This window comes from Sinobaca qinghaiensis, assembly GCF_003610495.1.
Classification (GTDB): Bacteria; Bacillota; Bacilli; order Bacillales; family Marinococcaceae; genus Sinobaca; species Sinobaca qinghaiensis.
Map to the genome: position 1 here is coordinate 176,077 of NZ_RAPK01000006.1, position 26,967 is coordinate 203,043.

General features: G+C 47.5%; 26 protein-coding genes. 21 read left to right on the forward strand and 5 right to left on the reverse strand.

What is annotated here, in order from left to right; all coding sequences use genetic code 11:
• Window positions 1-127: 127 nt before the first annotated feature.
• On the forward strand, window positions 128-565 hold the full coding sequence (locus ATL39_RS01250) for a YwiB family protein (RefSeq protein ID WP_120191469.1): 438 nt from the start codon (window positions 128-130) through the stop codon (window positions 563-565).
• Between the two features lie 4 nt (window positions 566-569).
• A complete protein-coding gene (argS, locus tag ATL39_RS01255) occupies window positions 570-2,240 on the forward strand; it encodes an arginine--tRNA ligase (RefSeq protein ID WP_120191470.1) in 1,671 nt (556 codons plus the stop codon).
• A gap of 75 nt (window positions 2,241-2,315) precedes the next feature.
• Here the strand turns inward: argS and ATL39_RS01260 are convergent, their stop codons facing one another.
• Window positions 2,316-2,651, reverse strand: a complete 336-nt coding sequence (locus ATL39_RS01260) for a hypothetical protein (RefSeq protein ID WP_147419323.1) — start codon at window positions 2,649-2,651, stop codon at window positions 2,316-2,318.
• 183 nt (window positions 2,652-2,834) lie between these two features.
• On the opposite strand from ATL39_RS01260, the gene chrA reads away from it, so the two are divergent.
• Genes chrA through ATL39_RS17590 form a run of 3 tightly spaced genes read left to right on the forward strand, consistent with a single transcriptional unit; the run spans window position 2,835 to window position 4,445 of the window.
• Window positions 2,835-4,007 carry a chromate efflux transporter gene (chrA, locus tag ATL39_RS01265; protein WP_120191472.1) on the forward strand — a complete coding sequence of 391 codons (1,173 nt, stop codon included), beginning with the start codon at window positions 2,835-2,837 and terminating at the stop codon, window positions 4,005-4,007.
• 15 nt (window positions 4,008-4,022) lie between these two features.
• On the forward strand, window positions 4,023-4,283 hold the full coding sequence (locus ATL39_RS01270) for a hypothetical protein (RefSeq protein ID WP_120191473.1): 261 nt from the start codon (window positions 4,023-4,025) through the stop codon (window positions 4,281-4,283).
• 27 nt (window positions 4,284-4,310) lie between these two features.
• On the forward strand, window positions 4,311-4,445 hold the full coding sequence (locus tag ATL39_RS17590) for a protein-tyrosine phosphatase family protein (protein WP_256497877.1): 135 nt from the start codon (window positions 4,311-4,313) through the stop codon (window positions 4,443-4,445).
• A 36-nt stretch (window positions 4,446-4,481) separates the two neighbouring features.
• On the opposite strand, the gene ATL39_RS01280 is transcribed toward ATL39_RS17590, so the two are convergent.
• From ATL39_RS01280 to ATL39_RS01290, 3 genes are all read right to left on the reverse strand, one after another.
• Window positions 4,482-4,649, reverse strand: coding sequence for a YvrJ family protein (locus ATL39_RS01280; RefSeq protein ID WP_120191474.1), 168 nt, complete (start codon window positions 4,647-4,649; stop codon window positions 4,482-4,484).
• A complete protein-coding gene (locus ATL39_RS01285) occupies window positions 4,633-5,268 on the reverse strand; it encodes a sigma-70 family RNA polymerase sigma factor (protein WP_120191475.1) in 636 nt (211 codons plus the stop codon). The genes ATL39_RS01280 and ATL39_RS01285 overlap by 17 nt, the downstream gene beginning before the upstream one ends.
• 74 nt (window positions 5,269-5,342) lie before the next feature.
• A complete protein-coding gene (locus tag ATL39_RS01290) occupies window positions 5,343-5,849 on the reverse strand; it encodes a metallophosphoesterase family protein (RefSeq protein ID WP_120191476.1) in 507 nt (168 codons plus the stop codon).
• A gap of 67 nt (window positions 5,850-5,916) precedes the next feature.
• Here ATL39_RS01290 and ATL39_RS01295 point away from each other — a divergent pair, with 67 nt between their 5' ends.
• From ATL39_RS01295 to ATL39_RS01350, 12 genes are all read left to right on the forward strand, one after another.
• Window positions 5,917-7,380, forward strand: coding sequence for a xylulokinase (locus ATL39_RS01295; protein ID WP_120191477.1), 1,464 nt, complete (start codon window positions 5,917-5,919; stop codon window positions 7,378-7,380).
• Window positions 7,381-7,525: 145 nt separating this feature from the next.
• A complete protein-coding gene (gene ahlS, locus ATL39_RS01300) occupies window positions 7,526-8,374 on the forward strand; it encodes an AhlS family quorum-quenching N-acyl homoserine lactonase (protein ID WP_120191478.1) in 849 nt (282 codons plus the stop codon).
• A gap of 24 nt (window positions 8,375-8,398) precedes the next feature.
• Window positions 8,399-9,577, forward strand: a complete 1,179-nt coding sequence (locus ATL39_RS01305) for an iron-containing alcohol dehydrogenase (RefSeq protein WP_120191479.1) — start codon at window positions 8,399-8,401, stop codon at window positions 9,575-9,577.
• A 231-nt stretch (window positions 9,578-9,808) separates the two neighbouring features.
• Window positions 9,809-11,899, forward strand: coding sequence for a (Fe-S)-binding protein (locus ATL39_RS01310; RefSeq protein WP_120191480.1), 2,091 nt, complete (start codon window positions 9,809-9,811; stop codon window positions 11,897-11,899).
• A 175-nt stretch (window positions 11,900-12,074) separates the two neighbouring features.
• Entirely contained in the window at window positions 12,075-13,256 is a 1,182-nt protein-coding gene (locus tag ATL39_RS01315; RefSeq protein ID WP_120191481.1) for an acetyl-CoA C-acetyltransferase, read from the forward strand.
• Window positions 13,257-13,268: 12 nt separating this feature from the next.
• Window positions 13,269-14,120 carry a 3-hydroxybutyryl-CoA dehydrogenase gene (locus ATL39_RS01320; protein ID WP_120191482.1) on the forward strand — a complete coding sequence of 284 codons (852 nt, stop codon included), beginning with the start codon at window positions 13,269-13,271 and terminating at the stop codon, window positions 14,118-14,120.
• A gap of 17 nt (window positions 14,121-14,137) precedes the next feature.
• Window positions 14,138-15,277, forward strand: coding sequence for an acyl-CoA dehydrogenase (locus ATL39_RS01325; RefSeq protein WP_120191483.1), 1,140 nt, complete (start codon window positions 14,138-14,140; stop codon window positions 15,275-15,277).
• A gap of 15 nt (window positions 15,278-15,292) precedes the next feature.
• On the forward strand, window positions 15,293-16,435 hold the full coding sequence (locus ATL39_RS01330) for an acyl-CoA dehydrogenase (protein WP_120191484.1): 1,143 nt from the start codon (window positions 15,293-15,295) through the stop codon (window positions 16,433-16,435).
• 19 nt (window positions 16,436-16,454) lie between these two features.
• Window positions 16,455-17,087 carry a TetR/AcrR family transcriptional regulator gene (locus ATL39_RS01335; RefSeq protein WP_120191485.1) on the forward strand — a complete coding sequence of 211 codons (633 nt, stop codon included), beginning with the start codon at window positions 16,455-16,457 and terminating at the stop codon, window positions 17,085-17,087.
• Between the two features lie 22 nt (window positions 17,088-17,109).
• Window positions 17,110-20,346, forward strand: coding sequence for a fused isobutyryl-CoA mutase/GTPase IcmF (gene icmF / locus ATL39_RS01340; RefSeq protein WP_120191486.1), 3,237 nt, complete (start codon window positions 17,110-17,112; stop codon window positions 20,344-20,346).
• 140 nt (window positions 20,347-20,486) lie between these two features.
• Window positions 20,487-20,960, forward strand: coding sequence for a DNA-directed RNA polymerase subunit delta (rpoE, locus tag ATL39_RS01345; RefSeq protein WP_120191487.1), 474 nt, complete (start codon window positions 20,487-20,489; stop codon window positions 20,958-20,960).
• 236 nt (window positions 20,961-21,196) lie between these two features.
• Window positions 21,197-22,795, forward strand: coding sequence for a CTP synthase (locus tag ATL39_RS01350; RefSeq protein WP_120191488.1), 1,599 nt, complete (start codon window positions 21,197-21,199; stop codon window positions 22,793-22,795).
• Between the two features lie 46 nt (window positions 22,796-22,841).
• On the opposite strand, the gene ATL39_RS01355 is transcribed toward ATL39_RS01350, so the two are convergent.
• Window positions 22,842-23,357 (reverse strand): DUF2529 family protein, encoded by a 516-nt coding sequence (locus ATL39_RS01355; RefSeq protein WP_120191489.1) that lies wholly within the window; start codon window positions 23,355-23,357, stop codon window positions 22,842-22,844.
• 132 nt (window positions 23,358-23,489) lie between these two features.
• On the opposite strand from ATL39_RS01355, the gene ATL39_RS01360 reads away from it, so the two are divergent.
• The 4 genes from ATL39_RS01360 to glpX all read left to right on the forward strand — a co-directional run bounded on the left by ATL39_RS01360 (window position 23,490) and on the right by glpX (window position 26,810).
• Window positions 23,490-23,855: a response regulator gene (locus tag ATL39_RS01360; protein WP_120191490.1), complete on the forward strand. Its 366-nt coding sequence runs from the start codon at window positions 23,490-23,492 to the stop codon at window positions 23,853-23,855.
• Window positions 23,856-24,038: 183 nt separating this feature from the next.
• Window positions 24,039-24,905, forward strand: a complete 867-nt coding sequence (gene fba / locus ATL39_RS01365) for a class II fructose-1,6-bisphosphate aldolase (RefSeq protein WP_120191491.1) — start codon at window positions 24,039-24,041, stop codon at window positions 24,903-24,905.
• A 189-nt stretch (window positions 24,906-25,094) separates the two neighbouring features.
• Window positions 25,095-25,736, forward strand: coding sequence for a fructose-6-phosphate aldolase (fsa, locus tag ATL39_RS01370; protein ID WP_120191492.1), 642 nt, complete (start codon window positions 25,095-25,097; stop codon window positions 25,734-25,736).
• A gap of 108 nt (window positions 25,737-25,844) precedes the next feature.
• Complete coding sequence (gene glpX, locus ATL39_RS01375) at window positions 25,845-26,810, forward strand: class II fructose-bisphosphatase (RefSeq protein WP_120191493.1); 966 nt, start codon at window positions 25,845-25,847, stop codon at window positions 26,808-26,810.
• Window positions 26,811-26,967: the final 157 nt, after the last annotated feature.

Genomic DNA, 26,967 nt, shown 5'->3' on the forward strand with positions numbered 1-26,967 from the left:
CTTTTTACGCATCCGCCCCGGAAAAGCAGGGGCCGTTTTTTGATTGTGCTTGCAACGCCAGTAGTGACACGCTACACTTTATCATATTGGACAATAAGACAGAACAGCAGAAGAGGGGAGGAGAGCAATGGAACCCAGCGCCAAAACACCAGTGAACGTAGAAATGGTCACAAAAATAACCCAGGATGGGGAAAAGGATGAAATCCGCCTTTCCGCCAAAGGCAGTCTCGTTCACAAAAACGAGTGGGTATACGTATTATTTACTGAAAAGCTGGAGGAGATGGGCGAAGTCAACACTACGCTTAAAATAGGGGATTCAGAAATGCTGATTCTCCGGTCCGGATCTGTTTCGATGCGCCAGGTATATATCTACGGGCAGATGACAGAAGGCACATACGAAATGCCTTTTGGAAAAATGGCCACAGAAGTACAGACCCATCACCTTGCGGCTTTATGGGAGGATAACGGCCGCTCAGGCAGGATACAGTTCGGCTATGACCTCAAGCTGCAGGGAGAAGAAGCAGGCAGGTACGACATAACAATTGCGATAGAGGAGGAAAAATAAGTACATGAACATTGCAGAACAAATGAAAAACACACTAAAAACAGAAATTATAAAAGCCGTTGAAAAAGCCGGTCTGGCTTCCGGGGAAGAGATCCCTGAGGTAGTGCTGGAAACGCCGAAGGATAAGGCACACGGGGATTTTGCCACTAATATGGCAATGAAGCTGGCAAAGATCGCCAAAAAACCTCCACGCCAAATCGCAGAAAATCTGGCAGCCCAAATAGATAAAGACGCTGCTTCCATCAAAACGATAGACATTGCAGGACCAGGATTTATTAACTTCTTCCTCGATAACAGCTACCTAAAAGACATTATTCCGGCTGTGCTTCAGGAAAGAGAAGAATACGGCTGGACCAACCATGGTAATGGCAAAAAGGTGCAGGTGGAATTTGTTTCTGCCAATCCGACAGGGGATCTTCATCTCGGCCATGCACGCGGAGCGGCTGTTGGTGACTCGATCTGCAATATCCTCGCTAAAGCAGGCTATGACGTGTCCAGAGAATATTATATTAACGACGCCGGAAATCAGATTAACAACCTTGCTTATTCGATCGAAGCACGTTACCTGGAAGCGCTGGGCATGGAAAGCAAAATGCCGGAAGGCGGCTATCAGGGAGCGGATGTAAAAGGTTTCGGCGAAGACCTTGCAAAAGAACACGGCGATAAATACATCAGCATTGATGAAGCCGAAAGACTCGCCTTTTTCAGGGAGTACGGCCTGAAGCGCGAAATGGAAAAGCTGAAAGAGGCCCTTCAGGAGTTCCGGGTGGAGTTTGACGTCTGGTTTTCCGAGACCTCTCTTTATGAAAGCGGGAAGGTACAAGCGGCTCTTGAGTTCCTTAAAGAGAAAGGCGAAACTTATGAAGAAGGCGGTGCTGTATGGTTCCGTTCGACGGAATATGGGGACGATAAGGACCGGGTTCTTGTGAAAAATGATGGCAGCTTTACCTATCTTCTGCCGGATATTTCTTATCATAATAATAAGTTTGAACGCGGATTTGAACAGCTGATCAACGTGTGGGGCGCCGATCATCACGGCTATATACCGAGAATGCGTGCTGCTGTGCAGGCGCTCGGATACGACAAAGATCAGCTTGCTGTAGAGATTATTCAAATGGTAAACCTTTATGAAAACGGCGAACGGATTAAAATGAGTAAAAGAACAGGAAAAGCCGTAACGCTTAAGGATTTAATGGAAGAGGTAGGAATAGATGCAACACGTTATTTCTTTGCGATGAGAAGCCCGGACACTCATCTTGATTTTGATTTGAGCCTGGCTAAATCAGAATCCAATGAAAATCCAGTGTACTATTCTCAATATGCCCATGCCAGAATTTCAAGTATTCTTCGTTCCGCCGAGCAGAAAGGTATTCCATATAATCCCGAAGCGGAGATTGAAGAAATCGGCACCGAAAAAGAGATGGAGCTTCTAAAGAAAATCGGGGAGTTTCCAGAGACGGTGGTGTTTGCAGCGGAAAAGCGTGCGCCGCACCGGATTACCAACTACCTGCATGAACTGGCCTCTGCCTTCCACAGCTTCTATAATGCAAACCGCGTTGTGGATCCGGAAAACGTACCGCTTTCCCAGGCGCGCATGAAGCTGGCGGCTTCCGCACAGTATGCACTTAAAAACGGGATGACGCTGATTGGCGTACATGCTCCCGAAGAAATGTAAAACAAAACAGCTATCCTTTTTCTTTTCGGACAGCCTTAAAATTCCAGTTATCCATTCGTGATAACTGGAATTTTTTTATTGCTGGCGGAATCGTTTGAGAATGGGCAGCTTCCAGAAAAAAGAGCGGGCCGGTTTTTTCTCAGGTTCCTGCTGCTCCTGGTATGTTTCAAAAAATAAATCTTTAACAGGGGTCGACGGCGGTACAGGCGGATCAAGTGTTACGATATCGCCTTCTGTCATATGAATCAGTTCCGTGTGGCATTCGGGCAGCTCTTTTACGAGATCGGCCTGGAAAGCAAGCGCCCGCTGCAAAGTGGGAAATGATGCTTCCAGCATACCGGTTTCTTCTTCTGCTGACGAAGACTGCTCTGCTGTTGTTTCAATCAAAATTACCTTATAGTGAGAGGCCATAGCCATTCCTGCCTTTCTGGTAAATAAAAAGCCATTTTTCATACAATACCCGTAAAAGCAGAGCGGTAAGCCGATCGTCCCTTTTCGGATTTTATTTAGATTTTATTACAATAAGCGCAGGCCATACAGATGGGTTTTTATTTATGATACATTGAAAAAAGTAAAAAAACAGGGGGAGATGAGATGAGAGAAAGAGAAACGAACCTGCTGTCTATATTTATGATTTCGCTTCGGCTCGGTTTGACTTCATTTGGAGGGCCGATTGCCCACCTGGCTTTTTTCAGGCAGGAATACGTGGAGCGGAGACGCTGGCTTAAAGAAAAAGAATACGCCGATCTTGTTGCGCTGGCACAATTCATTCCCGGGCCGGCGAGCAGTCAGGTCGGAATGGGAATAGGGCTCCTGCGGGGCGGCCTGTTAGGGGCATTTATCTCCTTTCTCGGGTTTACACTGCCTTCTGTAGTGGTGCTCATGGTGTTTGCTCTTGCTCTGCAGAGCTACGGCCTGACAGATGCCGGCTGGATTCAGGGATTAAAAGTAGTCGCCGTAGCGATTGTAGCGCAGGCGTTGATTGGAATGGGGAGAAATCTGGCGCCGGATCGGAATCGGGCAACGATAGCTGTACTGACGATTATCGTGCTGCTTGTCTGGCAGACAGTATTCAGCCAGGTTGTTTTAATTGCAGCAGCAGGTGCTGCCGGTTACATATTATATAAAGGAAAAGCAAATGAAAGCACAACGCCTATGCCGGTTCCCTTATCGAAAAAAACCGGTGCCGGCTTTCTGGCCGTATTCACAGGTCTGCTGGTGATACTGCCGCTTCTGCGCCCGGTGGTGAACACATGGTGGTTTGACATGTGGGACAGCTTCTACCGGGCCGGAGCGCTTGTGTTCGGAGGCGGCCACGTCGTGCTGCCACTGTTGGAAAGAGAAGTCGTTCCAGCTGGGCTTGTGACTGCTGATGAATTTCTGGCAGGGTATGGAATGGCTCAGGCGGTACCGGGTCCGCTGTTTACCTTTGCTTCTTATCTAGGCACCGCAGCATCCGGTATCCCCGGCGGCATCATGGCCACAGCGGCTATTTTTCTGCCTGCTTTTCTGCTGATTGCCGGAGTGCTTCCGTTTTGGAACACAGCGAGGCAGAATCGCTCCATGCAGGGAGCCCTGTACGGGATTAATGCATGTGTAGTAGGTATTTTAGCGGCCGCTTTTTATGATCCTATTTTCACAAGTGCCGTCCAGAGCTCTATAGAAGCGGCCCTGGCCGTGCTGCTGTTCGGACTTTTGGTTTTCTGGAAAGCGAAACCGTGGGTCGTCGTACTTACAGGGGCGCTGCTCGGCCAATTATTATTATAGAAAAGAGGGAAATGAATGACGGCAGGACACGTTTTTGAAAAATTATTTTTGTGTGGCGAAACAGAAGCCGCAGAAGCGGCTCAGCAGATGAGTCCGGACTACGTGATCGATCTGCGGGCGGAAGCAGAACAGCCGCTGCAGGGAGCGGTTTCCAAAGAAGGAACGGTTTCTTTTGCGCTTATAAACGGCGGGCCGACCCCTCTTGATGAAATGAAGCGGGCCATTGCTTTTACAGCAGAAGCAGTAAAAAATAATAAAAGCGCGGTTCTTCACTGAAAAGGCGGAAAAAGCCGCACAGGTAGTGTGGCCGCAGGCGTATTACTGGAACTGGGCATTGCAGAAAAAGTAGAAGAAGCAGAAGCACTTGTAAGACAGGCCAGGTCAGAAGCGGTTTTGGACAGGCATGCAAGAGAAGCGCTGGAAAAGCTTTATAAGTAACAACAGGGGATCGGCTGAAGAGCCGGTCCCCTGTTGTTATCGGTTGGACATAAATTTAATCATTTCCGCCAGATCGCCCAGAATTTTTTCGAGCCGTTCAATTCTTTTTTCAAACCGCATCAGCAGGTAAACAGAAATCATAATCGGAAAACCGAAGTTGGCCACCAGATGAATGAACATGGGAATATCATACAGGGTGCCCATATGAAGTCCTTTCCAGACAGATTTTAAGCTTCTTTAACGCCTGACGATTAATTTTGGAGACACCCTGCTGGGTAATATGGAGATGCGCGGCGGCTTCTTTTGTCGTTAATCCTTTATCGTACAAAAGCTGGAGCACTTCGATCTGTCTGGGGGTCAGGAACGAAAGTCCTTCATACAGCTCTTTGTTTTCTATTTTTTTCTCGAGATGCACTTCTTTCTCGGTTACCTGCGTTTCCAAAGAAAGACCTTCTTTGACAGCAGTATGGGAAAGAAAGCTTTCGTCATAGTCGTTTCTCCCGTCATGATAAACGTGTTTGTCTGTATATCTTCGCTGTTTTTTATCAAATTGAACGGCTTCCCAGCGAATCGTTTTACTGACATACTGAAGCAGACGAATACTGCTCAGAAAAGAGTGAAAGGCGCGGTCGAGTGCTTCTTTAGCTTCAGATGAAGGATGACAGGCATACTCGGCCAGAAGCTGCCGGTGGGAATTTTCCTCCAGAAACGATTGAATAAGCGGATGATCCAGCACGGCATGCTGATTTTTCAAATAGGTTTCCATGGCAGGGCAGGGACAATGTTCATTTACGGTGAGGTCTTTCATAAACTGGCAGGTCATGTTGTTCCCCTCCTTACTCTATAAAGGGGGAAAATAGAAAAAATAACAACCAAAATAAGAACACTTGTTCGTTTTTATGATTTATCTTGATAAAATATATGTTCTGCTCTTATTTCCTGCTTTTCAACATATAAAAGGCCAAAGGAATAATACGGCAGTTTTCTTTTGTCCGTAACGGAACCGGGATTAAACAAAAGTGTTTTATTTACATAGCGGAGCAGAGGCAGGTGGGAGTGGCCGAACAGAATACAGTCAGGAGCTGTTTCCATATCAGAAAATGCAGCCACGGCCCGCTTTTCTGTTGTCAGACGCTCCCCGTGTCCATGAACAAGACCGAAAGTGAGACCGCCGGCAGTAAAAATTTCCCGTTCCGGGAGGCGGGCCCGCTCCTTTTCCCCGTCGGTATTGCCGACGACGGCTTTTACTGGTGCAAAATGTTCAAGTTCCTGCAGAAAAGCGAGTTCCTGAATATCTCCTGTATGAACAATCAGGTCGCAGTTTTCCATTTCCTGTATTAACCTGGAAGGAAAGCGGGCGCCTTTTTTAGGCATATGGGTGTCACCGAGAACTACAATTTTCACAGAAGCGGCTCCTCTCATTATTAAATATAGAAGATGAATAAAAAGTGTAGCAGGAAAGGACAAAAAGATGAACTATACAGCGGCATTTGATCTTGGTACTACCTCGATTAAAGGGATTCTAATAAATAAAGACGGAATGATTAAATATACCGAAGAAAGAAACATTCATACGTATTATCCGGAAAAGGGACATGTGGAGCAGGATCCGGAAGAATGGTGGGAGCATTTCTGTTCTATTCTTAAAGAGTGGCAGAAAAGCGATGTGGCCGCTGCTGACATTCTGGCTTTGTCATTCAGCGGACAGATGCAGGACTGTATTCCCATAGATATGCAGGGCCGGCCGCTGCGCCGGGCGGTACTATACAGTGATGCAAGGGCGGACAGCGAGGCGGATGAACTCTCCGGTCTATTTTCCACAGCGGAAAGCAATCCGTTCAACGGCACGATGCTTCCGCCTAAGCTGCTGTGGCTGAAGCGGAATGAACCGGACCTGTTTGAAAAAACAGCCTGCTTTCTAGTTGGGGCAAAGGATTATATTATTTACAGGCTTACCGGGAATGCCTGCACGGACCCTACCACAGCATCCACTACGGGAATGTTCCATTTAAAAAAGCGAAGCTGGATGGAAAAAGAATTAACTACCTGCGGCCTGCCGGAAGATAAACTTCCGCGTCTTTATGCAGCACATGACTTGGCAGGCAGCGTTCATAAAGAAGCTGCCCGGGAATGCGGGCTTCTATCCGGTCTTCCCGTAGTGTGCGGAAGCGGAGACGCAGGAGCTACTACGATTGGAGCAGGGGCGGCGGCAGCCGGTCAGGCCTATGTATATATGGGAACGACTGGATGGATTGCCAGCATCAGTCCGAAGCTGGAACACCACCGCGAGGGAATTTTTCAACTGCTGCACCCGTCACAGCAGGCTTATATCGTCATCGCCCCTTTACTCAATGCAGGCAGCGTGCTGGAATGGGCAGCAGAAACCTGGTACGGAGAGGAAGCAGATCCTTATCAAAAGATGAGCGAAGAAGCAGCTCTTGTGAACGGACCTTTTCCGGATCTGCTGTTTCTGCCTTACCTGCAGGGAGAACGTTTTCCGGTGCAGGATATGGAAGCCTCCGGAATATTTACCGGCATAAAAAAAGAAACCGGCCGAAAGGAGCTCGTACGTGCCGTGTATGAAGGCCTCGCTTTTCACGTGCTTCAGGCTCTGGAACAGTTTTCAGATGGAAAGAACAAAGAAACAGCTGTTCCGCTGATCGGAGGAGGCGCCCGCAATGAAGAATGGTGCAGCGTGCTGGCGGATGTGACAAATGAAAGCTGGACCATCCCCGCAGACATGGATCTGCTTCCGTGCCTGGGGGCGGCAGCACCGGCTTTTATTTATCTGGGCTGGTCGGATGATTATGACGCTTATACAGCACACGTTCTGGCCCGGCATGAAAAACAAAGACACAATGCCGGCGATTCAAAAAAATACGAAGCGCTGTATACCAAATATAAAATGCTGTATCCTTTGTCAGCTCATATGTGAGATGCCTGGAGGTTTTCCTGCATACCCTGATTTGAGCGCCTTCGTTTAGTTTGGAGGTGATTTTTTCGGGGTATCTGTTTTTTAACGATGTTTCTAACTTATTCATTTTTTGTAAGCGCTTAACAAATAATGAGGAGGAAAGAAAATGGCTAATATCAATCACCCGAAGCCAAAACTTTACGTCATGGACAACGGCCGCATGAAGATGGACAAAAATTTTATGATCGCTATGCACAATCCGGCAACCGTTGATAATCCGAATGCGCCGGCTGAGTTTGTAGAGTTCCCGATTTATACGGTGCTGATCGATCATCCTGACGGGAAAATTTTATTTGATACTGCCTGCAATCCAAATTCGATGGGGCCGGAAGGCAGGTGGATAGAAGCCACGCAGAAAACTTTTCCATGGGAAGCAGGGGAAGAATGCTATCTGCATAACCGGCTTGAACAGTTAAATGTCAGGCCCGAAGACATTAAATATGTAGTAGCGTCCCACCTTCATCTCGATCATGCCGGATGCCTGGAAATGTTTACAAACGCTGAAGTGATTGTTCATGAAGATGAATTAAATGGCGCCCTTCAGGGTTATGCGAGGCATAAGCAGGCGGGTGCGTATATCTGGGCAGACATAGATGCGTGGGTCAAAAACGGCCTGCAGTGGAAAACGATCCGTAAAAACGAAGATTTCCTCAAACTGGCAGATGGGGTCACGTTGTTAAATTTCGGGAGCGGTCATGCATGGGGAATGCTTGGACTTCATATAAACATGCCCGAGCAGGGCGGTATTATTCTGGCTTCAGATGCGATTTATACAGCGGAAAGCTATGGGCCTCCGATTAAGCCGCCGGGCATCATTTATGATTCAGTTGGATTTGTGCGGACCGTGGAGAAAATAAAAAAGCTGGCAGATGAAACAGGGTCGCAGATCTGGTACGGCCATGATTCCGCGCAGTTTAAACAGTTCCGCAAGTCGACAGAAGGATACTATGAATAATCACCAAAAAGGAGAAGTGAGAGCATGACGGATGCAAAGCTTGTCTTTACCCCGCTGTCCTATACAGGCTGGGGATCTCTTTCCCATCTGGTGGAAGAAGTGGAAAAGCACAGCCCGGCACGGATATTAGTCGTAACCGATCCCGTGCTTCAGGATATTGGAATAGTAGAAAAAGTAATTTCTCCTCTGAAAAATCAAAAGTATGAAACAGACGTATATACAAAAGTAGTGCCGGAACCGCCTATTGCAGCAGGGGAAAGCCTGGTCGAATATATTAGAAAAGGCGGCTATGAATTAGTTATCGGTCTTGGCGGGGGAAGCGCTCTTGATATGGCTAAAGCTGCGGCCGTGCTTGCCACCCACGAAGGAACGGCAGAGAGCTATTTGAATTTAAGCGGGAGCCGTGAAATCAGCAGCAAAGGACTGCCTAAGATTTTAATTCCAACGACCGCCGGGACCGGATCAGAAGTAACCAATATCGCGGTATTCAGCCTGGAGAATACAAAAGATGTTATCACTCATGACTATCTGCTGGCGGACGCGGCCATTGTAGATCCGGAAATTACGATGAGCGTACCTGCGAAAGTAACGGCCGCTACCGGGGTGGATGCATTGACCCATGCGATGGAGGCGTATATTTCGAAATTCGCAAGTCCGGCAACGGATGCCCTGGCCCTGCATGCGATCAAGCTGATCGGGCGTTCCCTTGTGACAGCAGTGAAGGATGGAAACGATAAAGAAGCCCGCTCGGATATGAGCCACGGCAGCTATATTGCGGGACTCGCTTTTTTCAATGCAGGAGTGGCGGGCGTTCATGCGCTCGCTTATCCGCTGGGCGGACAATTCCACATTGCCCACGGGGAATCGAACGCTGTTCTGCTGCCATACGTAATGAGCTATATCCGCAAAAGCTGTGAAAGGCGTATGAAAGAGATGTATGAGGCTCTTGGTTTTGATGGAAGGGACTTAACAGATGAAGAAGGATCAAAAAAATTGATTGAAACCCTGGAAAATCTTGTAGAAGAGGTGGGTATTCCCAAAACGCTGCAGGGCTTTAATGTACCTGAATCCGCACTGGATTCGCTCACCGACGACGGGGTGAAACAGAAAAGAATCCTGGCACGAAGCCCCCTCACGCTTGAGAGGGAGGATATCCGGAAAATTTATGAATCGGCGTTTACCGGCAGCACAATAGAAGCATAATAACTTTTTCAGCTAAAAACCAGCCTGCCTGTGCAGACTGGTTTTCTTTGTGAAAATAAATGATTCAAGTGTTTGAAAAGCAGCATCTCATAAAAAAGATAAAATATTTTTATGACTGAATGTTCATTCATTATGTTTTTTGTTATACTGTAGTTAATAAAGAATAAAAGAGCGTTGACCGGTTCTTTATATAAAATGAAGAATCACATTTTGAGAGGAGCGATACATCTTATGGAAACATTCATCATCGTTAACTGGATTGCCTTTATTCTTGTAACCGCTTACGCTTTATTCCTGTTCGGCCAGCTTGTGTATACGCGCTATACGTATATAAAGCTCGGAAAAAAAGCGGAATTTGACCGCAGTACGAAAGAACGCTGGAACGATATCGTCGTCAATGTATTCGGCCAGAAAAAATTATTAAAAGACAAAAAAAGCGGCATTATTCATATTATGTTTTTTTACGGATTTCTACTCGTTCAGTTCAGCGCGATTGATATTATCTGGAAAGGACTGGCCGTAGGTTCGCATCTGCCGCTCGGGCCTTTGTATCCAATATTTACGCTGTTCCAGGAAGCTGTTGTCGTTATGATACTTATCGCCGTGGTATGGGCATTCCACCGCCGCTACGTGGAGAAAATCGTACGTTTGAAAAGAAACTGGAAGGCAGGGCTTGTGCTTATTTTTATCGGCGGGCTGATGGTCTCAAAAATGCTTGCCAAGGGCATGGAATTTATTTGGCTCGATAAATCGTTAACCGGTTTTGAGCCGATTGCATCTGCGATCGCTTTTGCGGCCTCTCCTTTGAGCGCCGGAGCGGCCGGGCTGCTCTTCTACGTATTCTGGTGGGCGCACCTGTTGTTTCTACTTACATTCCTTGTCTACGTTCCCCAGTCCAAGCACGCTCATTTAATTGCGGGTCCTGCCAACGTATGGCTTGGAAGGACAGAGCCGGTAGGGAAATTAGCATCAATTGATTTTGAAGATGAGACAAAAGAAGAATTCGGAGTAGGGAAAATTGAAGACTTTAATCAAAAGCAGCTGCTTGACTTATACGCCTGTGTGGAGTGCGGGCGCTGCACGAATATGTGTCCGGCAACCGGAACAGGGAAAATGCTCTCCCCGATGGATCTGCTTCTTAAAATGCGTGACCATTTAACGGAAAAAGGGGCTGCTGTTACTTCCAGGTCACCGTGGATGCCGGCCTATGCGTTCAGCGGCACAAAAGGGAATCAGCTGGCCGCGCAGAGCCCGGAAGAAGCGATGGATGCCTATCATCCAAGCCTGATCGGCGACGTGATTACAGAAGATGAGATCTGGGCCTGTACGACCTGCCGGAACTGCGAAGACCAGTGTCCGGTGATGAATGAACACGTTGATAAAATTATCGACCTCCGCCGTTACCTTGTGTTAACGGAAGGCAAAATGGATCCGGATGCCCAGCGCGCCATGACGAACATTGAGCGGCAGGGAAACCCTTGGGGGATCAACCGCAAAGAAAGAGAAAACTGGCGTGAGACACGGGAGGATATTGAAGTGCCGACCGTAAAAGAAATGAATAAAAAGGGAGAAACATTCGAGTACTTGTTCTTTGTAGGGTCGATGGGATCCTATGACAAGAGAAGCCAGAAGATTGCCCAGTCCTTTGCGAAGCTTTTAAATGAGGCCGGCGTTCGTTTTGCCATCCTCGGAAACAAAGAAAAAAATTCAGGGGACACCCCGCGCCGGATTGGAAATGAATTTTTGTTCCAGGAGCTGGCAGCATCAAACATCAGCGAATTTCAGAAAAACGATATAAAGAAAATCGTAACGATTGACCCGCACGCGTACAACATGTTCAAAAATGAATATCCGGAATTCGGTCTTGAGGACGTAGAGGTGTTTCACCATACTGAACTTCTGGCCGAGCTGGTAAAAGAAGGCAGGCTGAAGCCGTCACATGAAGTTAATGAAACCATCACCTATCACGATTCCTGTTATCTCGGGCGCTACAACGAAGTGTATGATCCACCAAGAGATATTCTGGAAGCCATTCCGGGCCTTACGGTAACGGAAATGGAACGAAACCGGCAGGACGGCATGTGCTGCGGCGCAGGCGGCGGCATGATGTGGATGGAAGAAGACAAAGGAGAGCGGGTCAACGTGGCCAGAACGGAACAGGCGATGGACGTTAACCCTTCCATGATCGGAAGCGCCTGCCCATACTGCCTGACGATGCTTTCCGACGGAACAAAAGCCAAGGAAGTAGAAGAGGATATCCAAACGATGGATATTGCAGAAATATTGGAACTGTCAGTAGTAGGAAAAAAACAGGCTGTATAAGAAAAGAAGGGCTCTATGGTTGAAATGGAGCCCTTTTTCTCTAGTTTTCCCTAAGCCCGTGCGCAATACGGGGTCTTGCCTTTTAGGCAGAATTCTTATACATTTATAATTAAGAAAACGCTTTCAGTTAAAACGAGTGAGCGTTCGCTCAATAAAAAGCGGGGAGAAGGATGAAATGGAAAAAACAGCAATTATTGGCGGTGCGAGAACACCTTTTGGCAGATTCGGAGGAGCGCTGCAGCCACTGTCGGCAAGCAGCCTGGGCGGTGAAGCTATTAAAGGAGCGCTGGAAAGGGCTGGAATCGATGGAAAAGAAGTAGAAGAAGTACTGATGGGTAATGTGCTGCAGGGAGGCCAGGGCCAGCTTCCGTCCCGGCAGGCGGCAAGATATGCCGGACTTCCCTGGGAAACCGAAACAGAAACGATAAATAAGGTCTGTGCTTCCGGGATGCGGAGTCTTACACTCGGTGACCAGATGATTCGAGCCGGTGACAAAAGCATCGTCATCAGCGGCGGTATGGAATCGATGAGCAACGCTCCTTATTTTTCCGATACGGCCAGATGGGGATTACGGATGGGGAATACAGTTCTCAAGGATATGATGGTTCATGACGGGCTCACCTGTTCATTCCGGGACGTTCATATGGGCGTTTACGGGGGAGAGGTTGCCGACAGCTACAATATTACAAGGGAGCGCCAGGATGAGTGGGCGCTTAGAAGTCATGTCCGTGCCGCGGCAGCAATAGATAACGGCTGGCTGGCCGAAGAAATAATAGGAGTTGGCGTACCGCAGAAAAAACAGGAACCTCTAATGGTGCTTGATGATGAAGCACCTCGGAGAAACACAACGCTGGATGGCCTGCGGGGGCTGTCTCCTATTTTCTCCAAAAGCGGAACGATTACAGCTGGAAACGCTCCCGGTGTAAACGACGGGGCGTGTGCGATGGTATTAATGAGTGGAAAGGAAGCGGAAGCCAGAAGAACACAGCCGCTTGCCTGGATCGAAGCACACACCGCTCTAGCAGTAGAGGCGGAGCTTTTTCCTAAAACGCCGGGGCTCGTAATTCAAAAGCTGCTGCAGAAAACGGGTTACAAGCCGGAGGATATCGATCTATTTGAAATAAATGAAGCATTTGCCGCTGTAGCGCTGGTCAGCAGTGATATAGCCGGCCTGGATGAAAATAAAATCAATATTAACGGAGGAGCTGTAGCGCTGGGCCATCCAATTGGAGCCAGCGGTGCCCGAATTATTCTCACCCTCGCTCATGCACTAAAACGCAGGGGCGGAGGCCTTGGAATTGCAGCAATATGCAGCGGCGGCGGCCAGGGAGATGCCGTTTTAATCAGAGTTGACTAACAGGAGGATGCTATGAACATAAAAACAATAGCCGTAATCGGCGCAGGACAGATGGGGTCAGGCATTGCCCAGGTGCATGCAGAAGCCGGCTACGAGGTGTATTTATACGATATCAGCGGAAAACAGGTGGAAAAAGGGCTCGAATCGATTCAGAAACGGCTGGAGCGAAATGCAGCAAAAGGCAGAATGACAGTGGAAGACCAGGAAAAGACGATGGGGAATCTGCATGCTTCTTACGTCTTAAGTGACGTTTCAAGAGCTGAATTAATTATCGAAGCCGCTTCTGAAAAAATGGAGATAAAAAAAGCGATTTTTGCCCAGCTTAATGAGGAAGCGCAGGAAACCGCTATTTTGGCAACAAACACGTCTTCTCTTCCTATCACCGAGATTGCAGCCGAAACGACAAGACCCGACCGGGTCATCGGAATGCATTTTATGAATCCGGTACCTGTTATGAAGCTTGTCGAAGTCATCCGCGGTCTGGCTACAAGCGGAGAAACGACGAAAGCCATTATGGATGTGATTCAAACACTGCAGAAAACAGCAGTAGAGGTTCAGGATTCACCGGGTTTTGCGGCCAACCGGATTTTAATGCCGATGATAAACGAAGCGGTGTTTACGCTGCATGAAGGAACAGCTGACGTGGAAGGGATTGATAACGTCATGAAGCTCGGCATGAATCATCCAATGGGACCGCTTGAGCTTGCTGATTTTATCGGACTTGATACGTGCCTGTATATTATGGAAATTCTGCACGAAGGACTGGGCGAAGACAAATATCGTCCTTGTCCTCTGCTGCGTAAATACGTAAAAGCCGGATGGCTCGGAAAAAAGACAGGACGCGGGTTTTATGAATACAACTAAAGAATAGGGGCGGAAAAATGAATCTCCGATGGACGGACGAACAGCAGATGATGCGGAAAACAGCCAGACAGTTCGCTGAAAAGGAAGTAGCTCCTGAAGTAGCACGTATGGAAGAAGAAGACCGCTTTCCGGCCGAACTGGTGCAGAAAATGGCCGGACTGGGCTTTATGGGGATCCCGATCGCTGAAAAATGGGGAGGGGCCGGAATGGACTTCCCCTCCTACATTCTGGCAATTCATGAAATATCCAAAAAAAGTGCGGCACTTGGCGTAATTTTATCGGTTCACACCTCTGTGGGCACGACGCCGATCGTCCATTTTGGGACAGACGAACAGAAAGCACATTACCTACCCAAGCTTGCATCGGGAGAGTATCTTGGAGCATTTGCTCTAACAGAAGCAGGCTCTGGAAGTGACGCGTCCAGTTTAAAAACAACAGCAGAAAAGAAAGACGGCCGGTACGTGCTGAACGGTTCCAAAGTGTTCATTACCAATGCGGGAGCCGCGGACACCTATATTGTGTTCGCATCTACCTCGCCCGGCACCGGGGCAAAGGGAATCAGTGCATTTATTGTCGAAAAAAACTTTCCGGGCTTTTCTGTAGGGAAAAAAGAACGGAAAATGGGTATGCACGGATCCAACACCTGCGAAATTATCCTGGATCATTGTGAAGTGCCTGTTGAAAACCTTCTCGGCAAAGAAGGCGAAGGGTTTTCGATTGCCTTATCAAACCTTTATGCAGGGCGGATAGGCATTGCCGCACAGTCGCTGGGCATAGCGGAAGCGGCTCTCGAAGCGTCTGTCGCCTACGCCAAAGAACGCAGACAGTTCGGAAAGCCGATCGGTTCGATGCAGGGCATCAGCTTTAAACTGGCTGATATGGCTACAAAAGTGGAAGCGGCCCGGCTTCTCGTGTATCAGGCAGCCGATGCCTATGAAAAAGGAAAAGCGACCGCGCAGTCGACCTCGATGACGAAGCTGTTCACCTCAAAAACGGCAATGGACGTGTCAGTTGAAGCGGTTCAGGTATTCGGCGGCTACGGCTATACGAAAGAATATCCGGTGGAACGCTTTTTCCGTGATGCAAAAGTGTGCGAGATTTATGAAGGAACAAGCGAGATACAGCGGATTGTAATTGGGAAAAGCCTGATGGCATAAAAAGGAGAGAGAAAAATGGACTTTGGACTCACAGAAGAGCAGCAGATGATCAGAAAAATGGTGCGCGATTTTGCCAAAAAAGAAGTAGCACCGACCGCGGAAGAACGGGACGAAGAAGAGCGGTTTGACCGCAGCATTTTTAACAAGATGGCAGAGCTCGGACTTACCGGTATACCGTGGCCGGAAGAATACGGAGGTATAGGGGGCGACTACGTAAGCTACGTGATTGCCGTAGAGGAGCTTTCCAGAGTCTGTGCCTCAACGGGAGTGACTTTATCAGCGCACCTTTCCTTAGCAGGCTGGCCGGTTTATACTTATGGAACAGAGGAACAAAAACAGAAATATTTAACAGCGATGGCTGCCGGTGACATGATGGGAGCCTACGGCCTCACAGAGCCCGGTTCCGGTTCCGATGCTGCCGCGATGAAAACAACAGCCAGAAAAGAAAACGGGGAGTATGTCCTGAACGGCTCCAAAATATTTATCACAAACGGAGGCGAAGCAGATGTTTATATTGTTTTTGCGGTAACGGATCCGGCTCTCAAGCATAAAGGCGTGAGCGCATTTATCGTAGAAAAAAACTTTCCCGGTTTTTCAGTCGGAAAGAAAGAAAAAAAGCTCGGCATCCGCTCCTCTCCCACTACCGAAATTATATTTGAAGACTGCCGCGTGCCCGAAGAAAACCTGCTTGGAAGCGAAGGCCAGGGGTTTGCCATTGCGATGAAAACGCTTGACGGCGGACGCAACGGCATTGCCGCCCAGGCGGTGGGAATAGCGCAGGGCGCACTGGATGCCGCGGTTGACTACGCGAAAGAACGAAAGCAGTTCGGAAAGCCGATTGCCAGCATGCAGGGTATTTCATTTAAGCTCGCGGATATGGCAGTTAAAGTAGAGGCCTCCCGCCTGCTTACCTACCAGGCAGCCTGGAACGAAAGCGAAGGAATTTCGTATGGAAAAGAATCGGCGATGTCGAAGCTGTTTGCAGGTGATTCGGCGATGGATGTTACGATAGAAGCAGTTCAGGTATTCGGAGGCTACGGATACACGAAAGATTATCCAGTCGAGCGGTACATGAGAGATGCTAAAATCACCCAGATTTACGAAGGGACAAATGAAGTCCAGCGTCTCGTCATTGGTAAAATGCTGCTCAGCGACTGATAAATACAGGAGGAGAAGCATGCAGAAGAAAAAAGTGCCTTCCATGGTAAAAGACGAGCAGCTCATACAAATAAGAAGAGAACAGCTGATCAAAGGAGCGGTCAAGCTTTTTAAGGAAAAAGGCTTTCATCGCACAACGACGAGGGAAATGGCAAAGGAAGCCGGCTTCAGCATCGGTACGCTGTATGAATACATCGGCTCTAAAGAAGATGTTCTCTACCTGGTCTGCGATTCGATATATGAAGAAGTAAGGACCCGTCTGGATGCCCACCTTGCAAAAAATGAAGCAGGGATGGACCGGCTCAGGCAGGTTATTGCTTCACTTTTTAAAGTGATGGACGAAATGCAGGATGAAGTGCTCATCATGTACCAGGAAGCCAAATCTCTTCCAAAAGAATCGTTGTCTTATGTGTTAAAAAAAGAAGCAGAAATGACAGCACTCGTAGAAAGCGCTGTTCGTGAAGCATCGGAACAGGGCAGCATCGCGCCTCTTGATCCGACAGAAATGGAAATACTGGCCAACAATATTATGGTGGCCGGACAGATGTGGACATTCCGGCGCTGGACCGTGCAGAAAGCCTGCACCTTATCGGAATATACGGCTGTGCAAAGCAAACTGCTGCTTTCCAGCCTGACAGTGGAAGCAAAGTAGTTTAGAAACGGAGGAATGCAGCATGGCAGTACAGGAGATGCATACATTAAAAAATCCGGTACGGTTTGTGACTGCTTCCAGCCTGTTTGATGGACATGACGCCTCGATTAATATTATGAGGCGCCTTCTTCAGGCAGGGGGGGCAGAAGTGATTCATTTAGGGCATAACCGTTCTGTTGAAGAAATTGTAAACGCCTCCATACAGGAAGATGTTCAGGGTATTGCGATTTCTTCTTATCAGGGCGGACACATGGAATACTTTAAATACTGCTACGACCTTCTTCAGGAAAAAGGAGCCGGCCATATCCGTATTTACGGCGGAGGAGGAGGAGTGATTAACCCTCCTGAAATTAAAGAGCTTCACGAATATGGAATCGCTCATATTTTTTCTCCGGATGATGGAAGAACCTTCGGCCTGCGCGGCATGATCAGCCAAATGCTCGAAGAATGTGATTTTCCGGCAGCGTCGAATCAGGTATTTTCGCTCAGCGATATTAAAGAAAAAAATGACCAGGCCGTCGCTCGTTTTATGACGGTGGCTGAAAATGAGAACCTTCGTACAGGACCCTGGAAAGAAGCACTGCTGTCTATACAGCACACTGAAGGAACATATCCGGTGCTTGGTATTACAGGAACAGGGGGCGCCGGGAAAAGTTCATTAACTGATGAACTCGTGCGCCGGTTCCTGCGGGAATTTACCGATAAATCCATCGCCATTTTGTCTATAGATCCGACCAAGCAGAAAACAGGCGGCGCCCTGCTTGGGGACCGGATCCGGATGAATGCCATTCATCATCCGAGGGTTTTCATGAGAAGCCTTGCTACCAGAAGTTCTAAAACAGAAACGTCGAGCAGCCTCCGGGATGCCATTCAGGTGGCCAAAGCGGCAGAATTTGACCTGATTATTGTCGAAACAAGCGGTATCGGCCAGGGGGATGCTGAAATCGCCGAAATCGCCGATGTATCGCTTTACGTTATGACGAGTGAATTCGGTGCGCCGTCCCAGCTGGAAAAAATAGATATGATTGATTTTGCTGACGTGATCTCTATTAATAAATTTGACCGCAAAGGCTCGGAAGACGCGCTCCGGGACGTTAGGAAACAGTATCAGCGCAGCCGGGAGTGGTTCGACCGACGGACAGAAGAAATGCCTGTCTACGGAACGATAGCGAGCCAGTTTAATGATCCCGGAACGAATATTCTTTTTTCCGAAATCGTTCAGTCTATTGAAAAAAAGTGCGGCGTCGACTGGCATACAACGATTGATACAGACCGGGAAACCGGCAAAAAAGATATGATTATCCCTGCAGACCGTACCCCGTATCTCCGGGAAATTGTGCAGACGGTAAGGGGCTATAAACAGCATGCGGCCGAGCAGGCAGAAACCGCGAGAAAGCTGTTTCAGATTGACGGTACGCTGCGTCTTCTCGAGAAGAACGGCAACACGGTGCAGGAGCTTGAAGAGATAAAAGGGCAGATAGAAAAGCAGCTTGATCCGGAAGTGAAAAGGCTTCTTGACGGCTGGGAAGATTTAAAAACAGCTTACGATGGAGATACGTTCACTTCAAAAGTCCGGGAGAAAGAAATCGTGACAGAACTAAATGTAGAAACGCTCTCCGGTTTAAAAGTAAAACGTGTCGCGCTTCCCCGTTTCAAAGATTGGGGAGCGATCGCAGAATGGCAGATGCTTGAAAACATTCCTGGCTCCTTTCCGTTTACGGCCGGAGTATTTCCATTTAAACGCAAAGGCGAGGACCCGAAACGGCAGTTCGCCGGCGAAGGCACGCCTGCGCGGACGAACCGGAGATTTCATTATCTGTCCCAGGACGATGAAGCGAAAAGGCTGAGCACTGCGTTTGATTCCGTTACTTTATATGGAGAAGACCCGGACGAGCGTCCGGACATTTACGGAAAAGTCGGAGAAAGCGGAGTGAGCATCTGTACGCTTGAAGACATGAAGAAACTCTATGAAGGATTTGACCTGATTTCGCCGTCCACCTCTGTGTCTATGACGATTAACGGTCCGGCACCTATTATTCTGGCTATGTTCATGAATACCGCCGTAGACCAGCAGATAGAGTTGTTTGCAGAAAAAGAAGGACGGCCGGCTTCGGATGAAGAGAAACAGCAGATCAGGGCAGAAACGCTTGCGACAGTGCGCGGAACGGTTCAGGCCGATATTTTAAAAGAAGACCAGGGCCAGAACACGTGTATTTTTTCAACGGAATTTGCCCTGCGGATGATGGGGGATATTCAGCAGTACTTTATTGATAATAAAGTGCGTAACTACTATTCTGTATCGATTTCGGGCTATCATATCGCGGAAGCCGGAGCCAATCCGATCAGCCAGGTCGCGTTTACACTCTCCAATGCGTTTACCTATGTAGAATATTATTTGAGCCGCGGCATGGATATAGATGAATTTGCGGCGAATCTCTCCTTCTTTTTCAGCAACGGGCTCGATGCAGAGTATGCCGTTATCGGAAGGGTCGCCCGCAGAATCTGGGCTGTCGTCATGAAAGAAAAGTACGGCGGCAATGAAAGAAGCCAGAAGCTGAAGTACCATGTGCAGACATCAGGCCGTTCCCTGCATGCTCAGGAAGTGGACTTTAACGATATCCGCACGACGCTTCAGGCACTTCTCGCTATCTATGACAACTGCAATTCGCTTCATACGAATGCCTATGACGAAGCAGTAACCACGCCGACAGAAAGTTCGGTCCGCCGGGCCATGGCGATTCAGATGATAATTACAAAAGAACTCGGTCTGGCCAAAAACGAAAATTCGACCCAGGGTTCTTTCATTTTGGAAGAATTAACAGAGCTGGTAGAAGAAGCGGTGCTCCAGGAAATGAGCCGAATTGACGACAGGGGCGGTGTACTAGGCGCCATGGAAACCCAGTATCAGCGCGGGAAAATCCAGGAAGAATCCATGTATTATGAAATGAAAAAGCATACAGGCGAGCTGCCGATCATCGGGGTCAATACGTATCTGGCCCCTGAAAAAGAGGAAACCGTGTTTGATATGGAGCTGGCGCGCGCAGATAAGGAAGAAAAAGACAGCCAGATAGCCGCTCTCCGCGCATTTCAGCAGAAGCACGAAGCGACAGCCCCGGAGGCGCTGAGGCGGCTTCAGGAGACGGCTGTGTCCGGAGGCAATGTGTTTGCAGAACTTATGGAAACAGTCCGCACGGCAAGTCTTGGCCAGATCACCCATGCATTGTATGAAGTAGGCGGCCAATACCGTCGAAATATGTAATTTTTAAGATTCCTTATCAAACAGCTGGTAAATTAAAAGGAAATATGTTTATAATGGAAAGTATGATTTTAACGGTGCAGATGGAATTATAAAGAATCTGACCCGGCAGCAAGAATACTTTCTGAAAGGATGTGCGGCCAGTGAGCATCCGCGATTTTACGGAAGAACAAATCGTCGAAATGTCCGCTATTGAGTTGGCTTTTGTATTATTGAACGAGGAAAAAAAGCCATATGATTACCAGCAGTTATTCAATCGCATCGTCGATCTGAAAGGTTTGAACCACGAAGAAACAAGCCGCCGCAGAACAAAGCTGTTTACAGCTTTTAATTTAGATGGCCGTTTTATTCATTTAGGCGAAAACCACTGGGGCCTTAGAGAATGGTATTCTCTTGACCAGAGTGATGAAGAGCTTAGTGATACCGTGAAACCGAAGAAGCCTGCAGATGATGATTTTGAACTGGAAGAGGATGTAGAGTCCGATGATGATCTTGAAGACATCAAAGATGATTTGGACGATTACTCCGAGAAGGAAGACGCTGACGAAGACGAAGACAACTTAGACGGATTTGGGAACGTAAAGAAACCAAAAGTGCCGGACGAAATCGAAGAATAGGATTCAGGAGTTACCTCCTTGACTTTTATTCAAAGGCTAGGTAAAATCATTTTTGGGCTTTACGAGAACGAATCAATTCATGCATAACGTTGACGTTAATGACGAACAAGCAAAAGGGCGCCCCTCCCGAGGGTGAGGTGTCGCTTTTGCTTTTTTTTTGTTTTCATGCCCCCTTACCGGCACAGCATGAAATCATTTATAGAAAGAAGTTAACATAAAAAGGAGTAGATTGAGGGATGGCGAGTAAATATATTTTTGTAACAGGCGGCGTTGTATCTTCGCTTGGAAAAGGGATTACGGCAGCATCATTAGGAAGACTGTTGAAAAACCGGGGACTGAGTGTAACAATCCAAAAATTTGACCCGTATATTAACGTGGATCCCGGTACGATGAGCCCGTATCAGCACGGAGAGGTATTCGTAACTGATGACGGCGCAGAGACGGATCTGGATCTTGGACACTACGAGCGTTTTATTGATATTAACCTAAGTCAGAACAGTAACGTCACCACCGGAAAAATATATTCTTCTGTTATCCGCAAAGAACGCCGTGGAGACTATCTGGGCGGAACAGTTCAGGTTATCCCTCATGTAACAAATGAAATAAAAGAACGGGTCTATAGAGCAAGCCGTGAAACCGGAGCGGATGTAGTCATTACAGAAATCGGAGGTACGGTTGGTGATATTGAAAGCCTGCCTTTCCTCGAAGCAATCCGCCAGATTAAAAGCGACGTTGGCGTGGAAAACGTGCTGTATCTTCACTGTACGCTGATCCCCTATCTTTCTGCTGCGGGAGAAATGAAGTCCAAGCCGACCCAGCATAGTGTGAAAGAGCTGAGAAGTCTGGGCATTCAGCCGAATATTATTGTCGTGCGTACTGAAAAACCGGTGCCGCAGGAAATGAAAGAAAAGATTGCGCTTTTCTGCGATATAAATAAAAATGCTGTTATTGAATGTCAGGATGCGGACACGCTTTATAAAGTGCCGCTTGAGCTTCAGAAACAGAATCTTGACCAGATTGTATGCGACTATCTGCATTTAGACGCAAAAGAAGCAGACATGACGGAATGGAAAGAACTGGTTAACCGTGTACGTAACCTTTCCGGCACTGTGAATATTGCGCTTGTTGGTAAATATGTAGCGCTGCCGGATGCGTATCTTTCTGTAGCAGAATCATTAAAGCACGCCGGATATGCATTTGATGCCGACGTGAAAATCAGCTGGATTAATTCAGAGAACATTACAAGCGAAAATGCTGCAGAGACTCTTTCCGGAGTAGACGGTATTCTTGTACCGGGCGGATTTGGAGACCGCGGCATTGATGGAAAAATCTTTGCTATTCAGCATGCCCGTGAAAACAACGTGCCATTCTTTGGTATCTGCCTTGGCATGCAGCTCGCTTCTGTTGAATTTGCCCGCAACGTAGCAGGCCTGCCGGAAGCAGGTTCTGCGGAACTGCATCCCCATGCAAAAGATCCGGTTATTGATCTGCTGCCGGAGCAGAAAGATGTCGAAGATCTTGGCGGAACCCTTCGTCTTGGCCTGTATCCCTGCAAGTTAAAAGAAGGCACGAAGGCAAAGGAAGCATACGGAGAAGAAGTGGTGTATGAAAGACACCGCCACCGTTATGAATTCAGTAACTCCTACCGGGAACAGCTGGAATCCGCAGGATTTATTTTCAGCGGTACAAGTCCTGACGGACGCCTGGTGGAAATTATTGAGCTGGCCGATCATCCTTACTTTGTGGCTTCTCAGTTCCATCCGGAATTTGTATCAAGACCTACACGTCCCCAGCCATTGTTCAGAGACTTTATTAAAGCCTCTCTCGAAAAATAATAATAGATGCAAAAAAGGAGCTGTCCCCTTAGGGAGGCTCCTTTTTTTAGGATGATAATTCCTCAAGCATTTCCTGCATGTATAAAAACAAAAGCTGACCGGTAAAAAGGGCGGCAAGAGAAGCGGGATCCCCTTGTTTTTCACCGGTGTCTGTCGGAACAATCCCGCCGCGAACAAAGGTGGCGAGCCATACATCAAGTGCTTCAAGTTCTGTATTCTCCTGAGCAGAGGCAGGTCCGATAATAACAGAAGAAGCTGAAGCACGGCCGGCTGCCCCCTGCCGGGACAGCATGCTGCTATCCTGGTCAGTGAGCAGAAGCAGACGGTCCGCTTCCTGCATCCCGGATGGAATGTCTTCCGTAAAAACGAGGCCTTCCGGTGCATCAGGATGGCTGCATAGGGAAACAGCTGTACCTTTGAGCGATGGCGCGGCAGCTATGTAAAGCGTACCTGTACCCGAAACCGCCTGCAAAAGCAGCCGGGAGGCATCTTCAAATGCTTCTTCCTGTTTAGACGCAATCGACTGAAAGATCCCCTGCAGCTGGGTGGCAAATATCTTCATCGTATCTCTCCTTTTTCAATACAGTCAGATTTCTATTGTGCAGGATGCAGGACGAAATGAAAAGCGGTACGTTTAATGAAGCGGCTGGGCGTGAAAAGATATGTATAGGCACCAGGTTAGGAGTTTGTTCAAATGAAAAAAATTCTAATTGTAGATGATCAATACGGTATAAGAGTTCTTCTTAAAGAAGTGCTCAAAAAAGATGGATTCGAGATCTTTCAATCAGCTAACGGAGAAGGGGCACTTGAGCTCGTGCAGCAGGAAAAGCCGGATCTTATGCTTCTTGATATGCGGATACCGGGCATGAGCGGTCTGGAGATCATGAGAGAAATGAAAAATCGTGAAATGCAGTCAGATATTAAAATTATTTTAATGACGGCGTTTGGCGAAGAGCAGATGATGACAGAGGCAAAAGAGCTCGGTATTACGGATCATTTTGCCAAACCTTTTGACATTTCCACGATTCGAGAGAAGGTAAAACTTCATCTGGAATCTTAATAAACGAGCGGTTTTTATCTTTTTTCAATAAGTAACCGTTCTCATTTAAGGCGGGCAGATGAATTTTTATTATGATATGCTATAATACAAACAGAAACCAACAGAACAGCTTATTTCACGATTTCATTTTGAAGAAATACTGTTCTGCTGGAAATATTGTTCAATGGAAGAGGGAGGACCAACATGCCTTTAGTATCAATGAAAGAAATGCTGGAAACAGCAAAAGCAGAGAATTATGCTGTAGGTCAATTTAACTTAAATAATATGGAATTCACACAAGCCATCCTTCAGGCTGCAGAAGAGGAGAAATCTCCGGTAATCTGTGGTGTATCCGAAGGTGCCGCCCGTTATATGGGAGGATTTGAGTTTGTTGTAGATATGGTAAAAGCTTACATTAAAGCTTATAATGTAACTGTTCCTGTAGCTATTCACCTGGACCATGGTTCCAGCTTTGAGAGCTGCGTACAGGCAATTAAAGCAGGCTTTACGTCTGTAATGATTGACGGCTCCCATCACCCGCTTGAAGAAAACATTTCTATTACAAAGCGCGTTGTAGACGTAGCACACGCTGTAGGCGTATCTGTTGAAGCCGAACTTGGACGCGTCGGCGGCCAGGAAGACGACTTGATCGTTGACGATGCAGAAGCCGCTTATGCTATTCCTTCTGAATGTAAAGAGCTTGTAGAACAGACCGGCGTAGACTGCCTTGCAGCTGCTCTTGGATCTGTACACGGCCCTTACAAAGGCGAGCCGAACCTTGGCTTTGACCGTATGGAAGAAATCAACCAGATGATCGGCGGCATTCCGCTTGTTCTTCACGGCGGTACTGGTATTCCAACAGACGACGTGAAAAAAGCAATCCGTTTCGGTCACGCTAAAGTGAACGTAAACACAGAGAGCCAGATCACTTCTGCACAGGCAGTACGTGACACTCTTGCAGCACAGCCGGAACAGTATGACCCGCGTAAATATCTTGGACCTGCACGCGATGCAATCAAGACAACTGTAAAAGGTAAAATGCAGGAATTTGGTTCTTCTAATAAAGCATAATTAAACATTTCAAAGAAGAGCTGACATGTAAAAAGACATCAGCATATTGTATGGCGTCTTTTACTGTTGGCTCTTTTCTTTTTTACCAAATACAGGTATTATTTTTAAAGAGATTCTTTTATTCAGAATTATGATAGCGCTATTATATCTGTATTATTAGAATTATCAATCGAATGGAGGAGTCATTTTATGAAATTTTTTATCGATACAGCAAATTTAGACCAAATAAAAGAAGCCAATGATCTTGGTATACTAGCAGGGGTTACAACAAATCCATCGCTTGTTGCAAAAGAAGGCGTTGATTTTCACAGCAGGCTCAAAGAAATCACAAGCCTGGTAGATGGGTCAGTGAGCGCAGAAGTAGTAGCTCTTGATGCTGAAGGCATGATTGAAGAAGGTTTGGAGCTTTCTAAAATCGCACCTAACATTACGGTAAAAGTACCAATGACGCTGGAAGGTTTGAAAGCGGTTAAAGCTTTCTCCGATAAAGGCATTAAAACAAACGTTACGCTTGTTTTCTCAGGCGTGCAGGCTCTATTGGCAGCCAGAGCCGGAGCGACATATGTATCACCGTTCCTCGGACGACTGGACGATATTGGGCAGGACGGCCTTCACCTGATTGATGAGATTTCCGATATCTTTACCGTTCACGGCATTCCAACAGAAATTATTGCGGCTTCCATCAGACATCCGATCCACGTGTCAGAAGCTGCAAGAAGAGGAGCGCACATTGCTACGCTTCCATCAAAAGTAATCGGACAGCTTGTTAAGCATCCTCTTACAGATAAAGGAATCGAACAGTTCCTTGCAGATTGGAACAACCGAAGCTAATAAAGCTTATAACAGAGCTGCCCATGCGATCAGAGCAGGGCAGCTTCTGTTTTCTTTTTATATAGGTGCCCGCATATACATCCAATCCACTTATAGGAGGACACTATCATGGAAAGAAGTCTATCAATGGAACTGGTACGAGTGACCGAAGCTGCTGCATTATCTTCAGCCCGCTGGATGGGCAGAGGCAAAAAAGAAGAAGCAGATGAGGCAGCCACAAGCGCGATGCGCGATGTGTTCGATACGATTCCAATGAAAGGCACCGTAGTGATCGGCGAAGGGGAAATGGACGAAGCGCCGATGCTCTATATCGGTGAGAAGCTCGGAACTGGATTCGGCCCCCGTGTTGATGTTGCGGTGGATCCGCTGGAAGGGACGAACATCGTAGCAAGTGGTGTATGGAACGCAATTGCTGTTCTGGCCATTGCCGATCATGAAAAACTTCTCCATGCTCCGGATATGTATATGGAAAAATTAGCTGTAGGCCCTGAGTCGGTAGGAATGGTTGATATTAAAGCTCCGGTTATCGATAATTTGAAAGCGGTAGCAAAAGCAAAAGGCAAAGATGTGGAAGACGTGGTGGTTACCATGCTTGACCGTGACCGCCATTCCCGTCTGATCCAGGAAGTCCGTGATACAGGAGCGCGCATCAAGCTCATTCCGGATGGAGATGTGGCAGCTGCTATTAATACAGCTTTTGATGAAACGGGTGTAGACATTCTGCTTGGTTCCGGTGGTGCTCCGGAGGGTGTTATCGCAGCGGTCGGCCTTAAGTGTCTGGGCGGGGAGCATCAGGGTATTCTGCTGCCGCAGGATAATACGGAGCTTGAACGCTGCAGAAAAATGGGCATTGAAGACGTAAATAAAGTATTTTATATGAATGACCTTGTAGCAGGCGATGATGCAATATTTGCAGCAACAGGCGTTACGGACGGAGAGCTGTTGAAAGGCGTGCGTTACACAGGGCAGAAGGCGACGACCCAGTCATTGGTTATGCGTGCCAAATCAGGCACTGTCCGCTTTGTGGACGGCAGCCACAATGTAAAGAAAAAACCGGATTTTGTGTTCCGCTAAAATGAATACACGGAGCAGGAGGGTTTGGCATCCTGCTCTTTTTCTATCTTCTTGTTTACAGAGAAGAAGGTTCAAACGAAAAGTAACGATTTATGATTGCATGCGGGGGGCATCCCCGTTACAATAAATAAGAATCCTTGAGCAAGCAAAGCGGAAC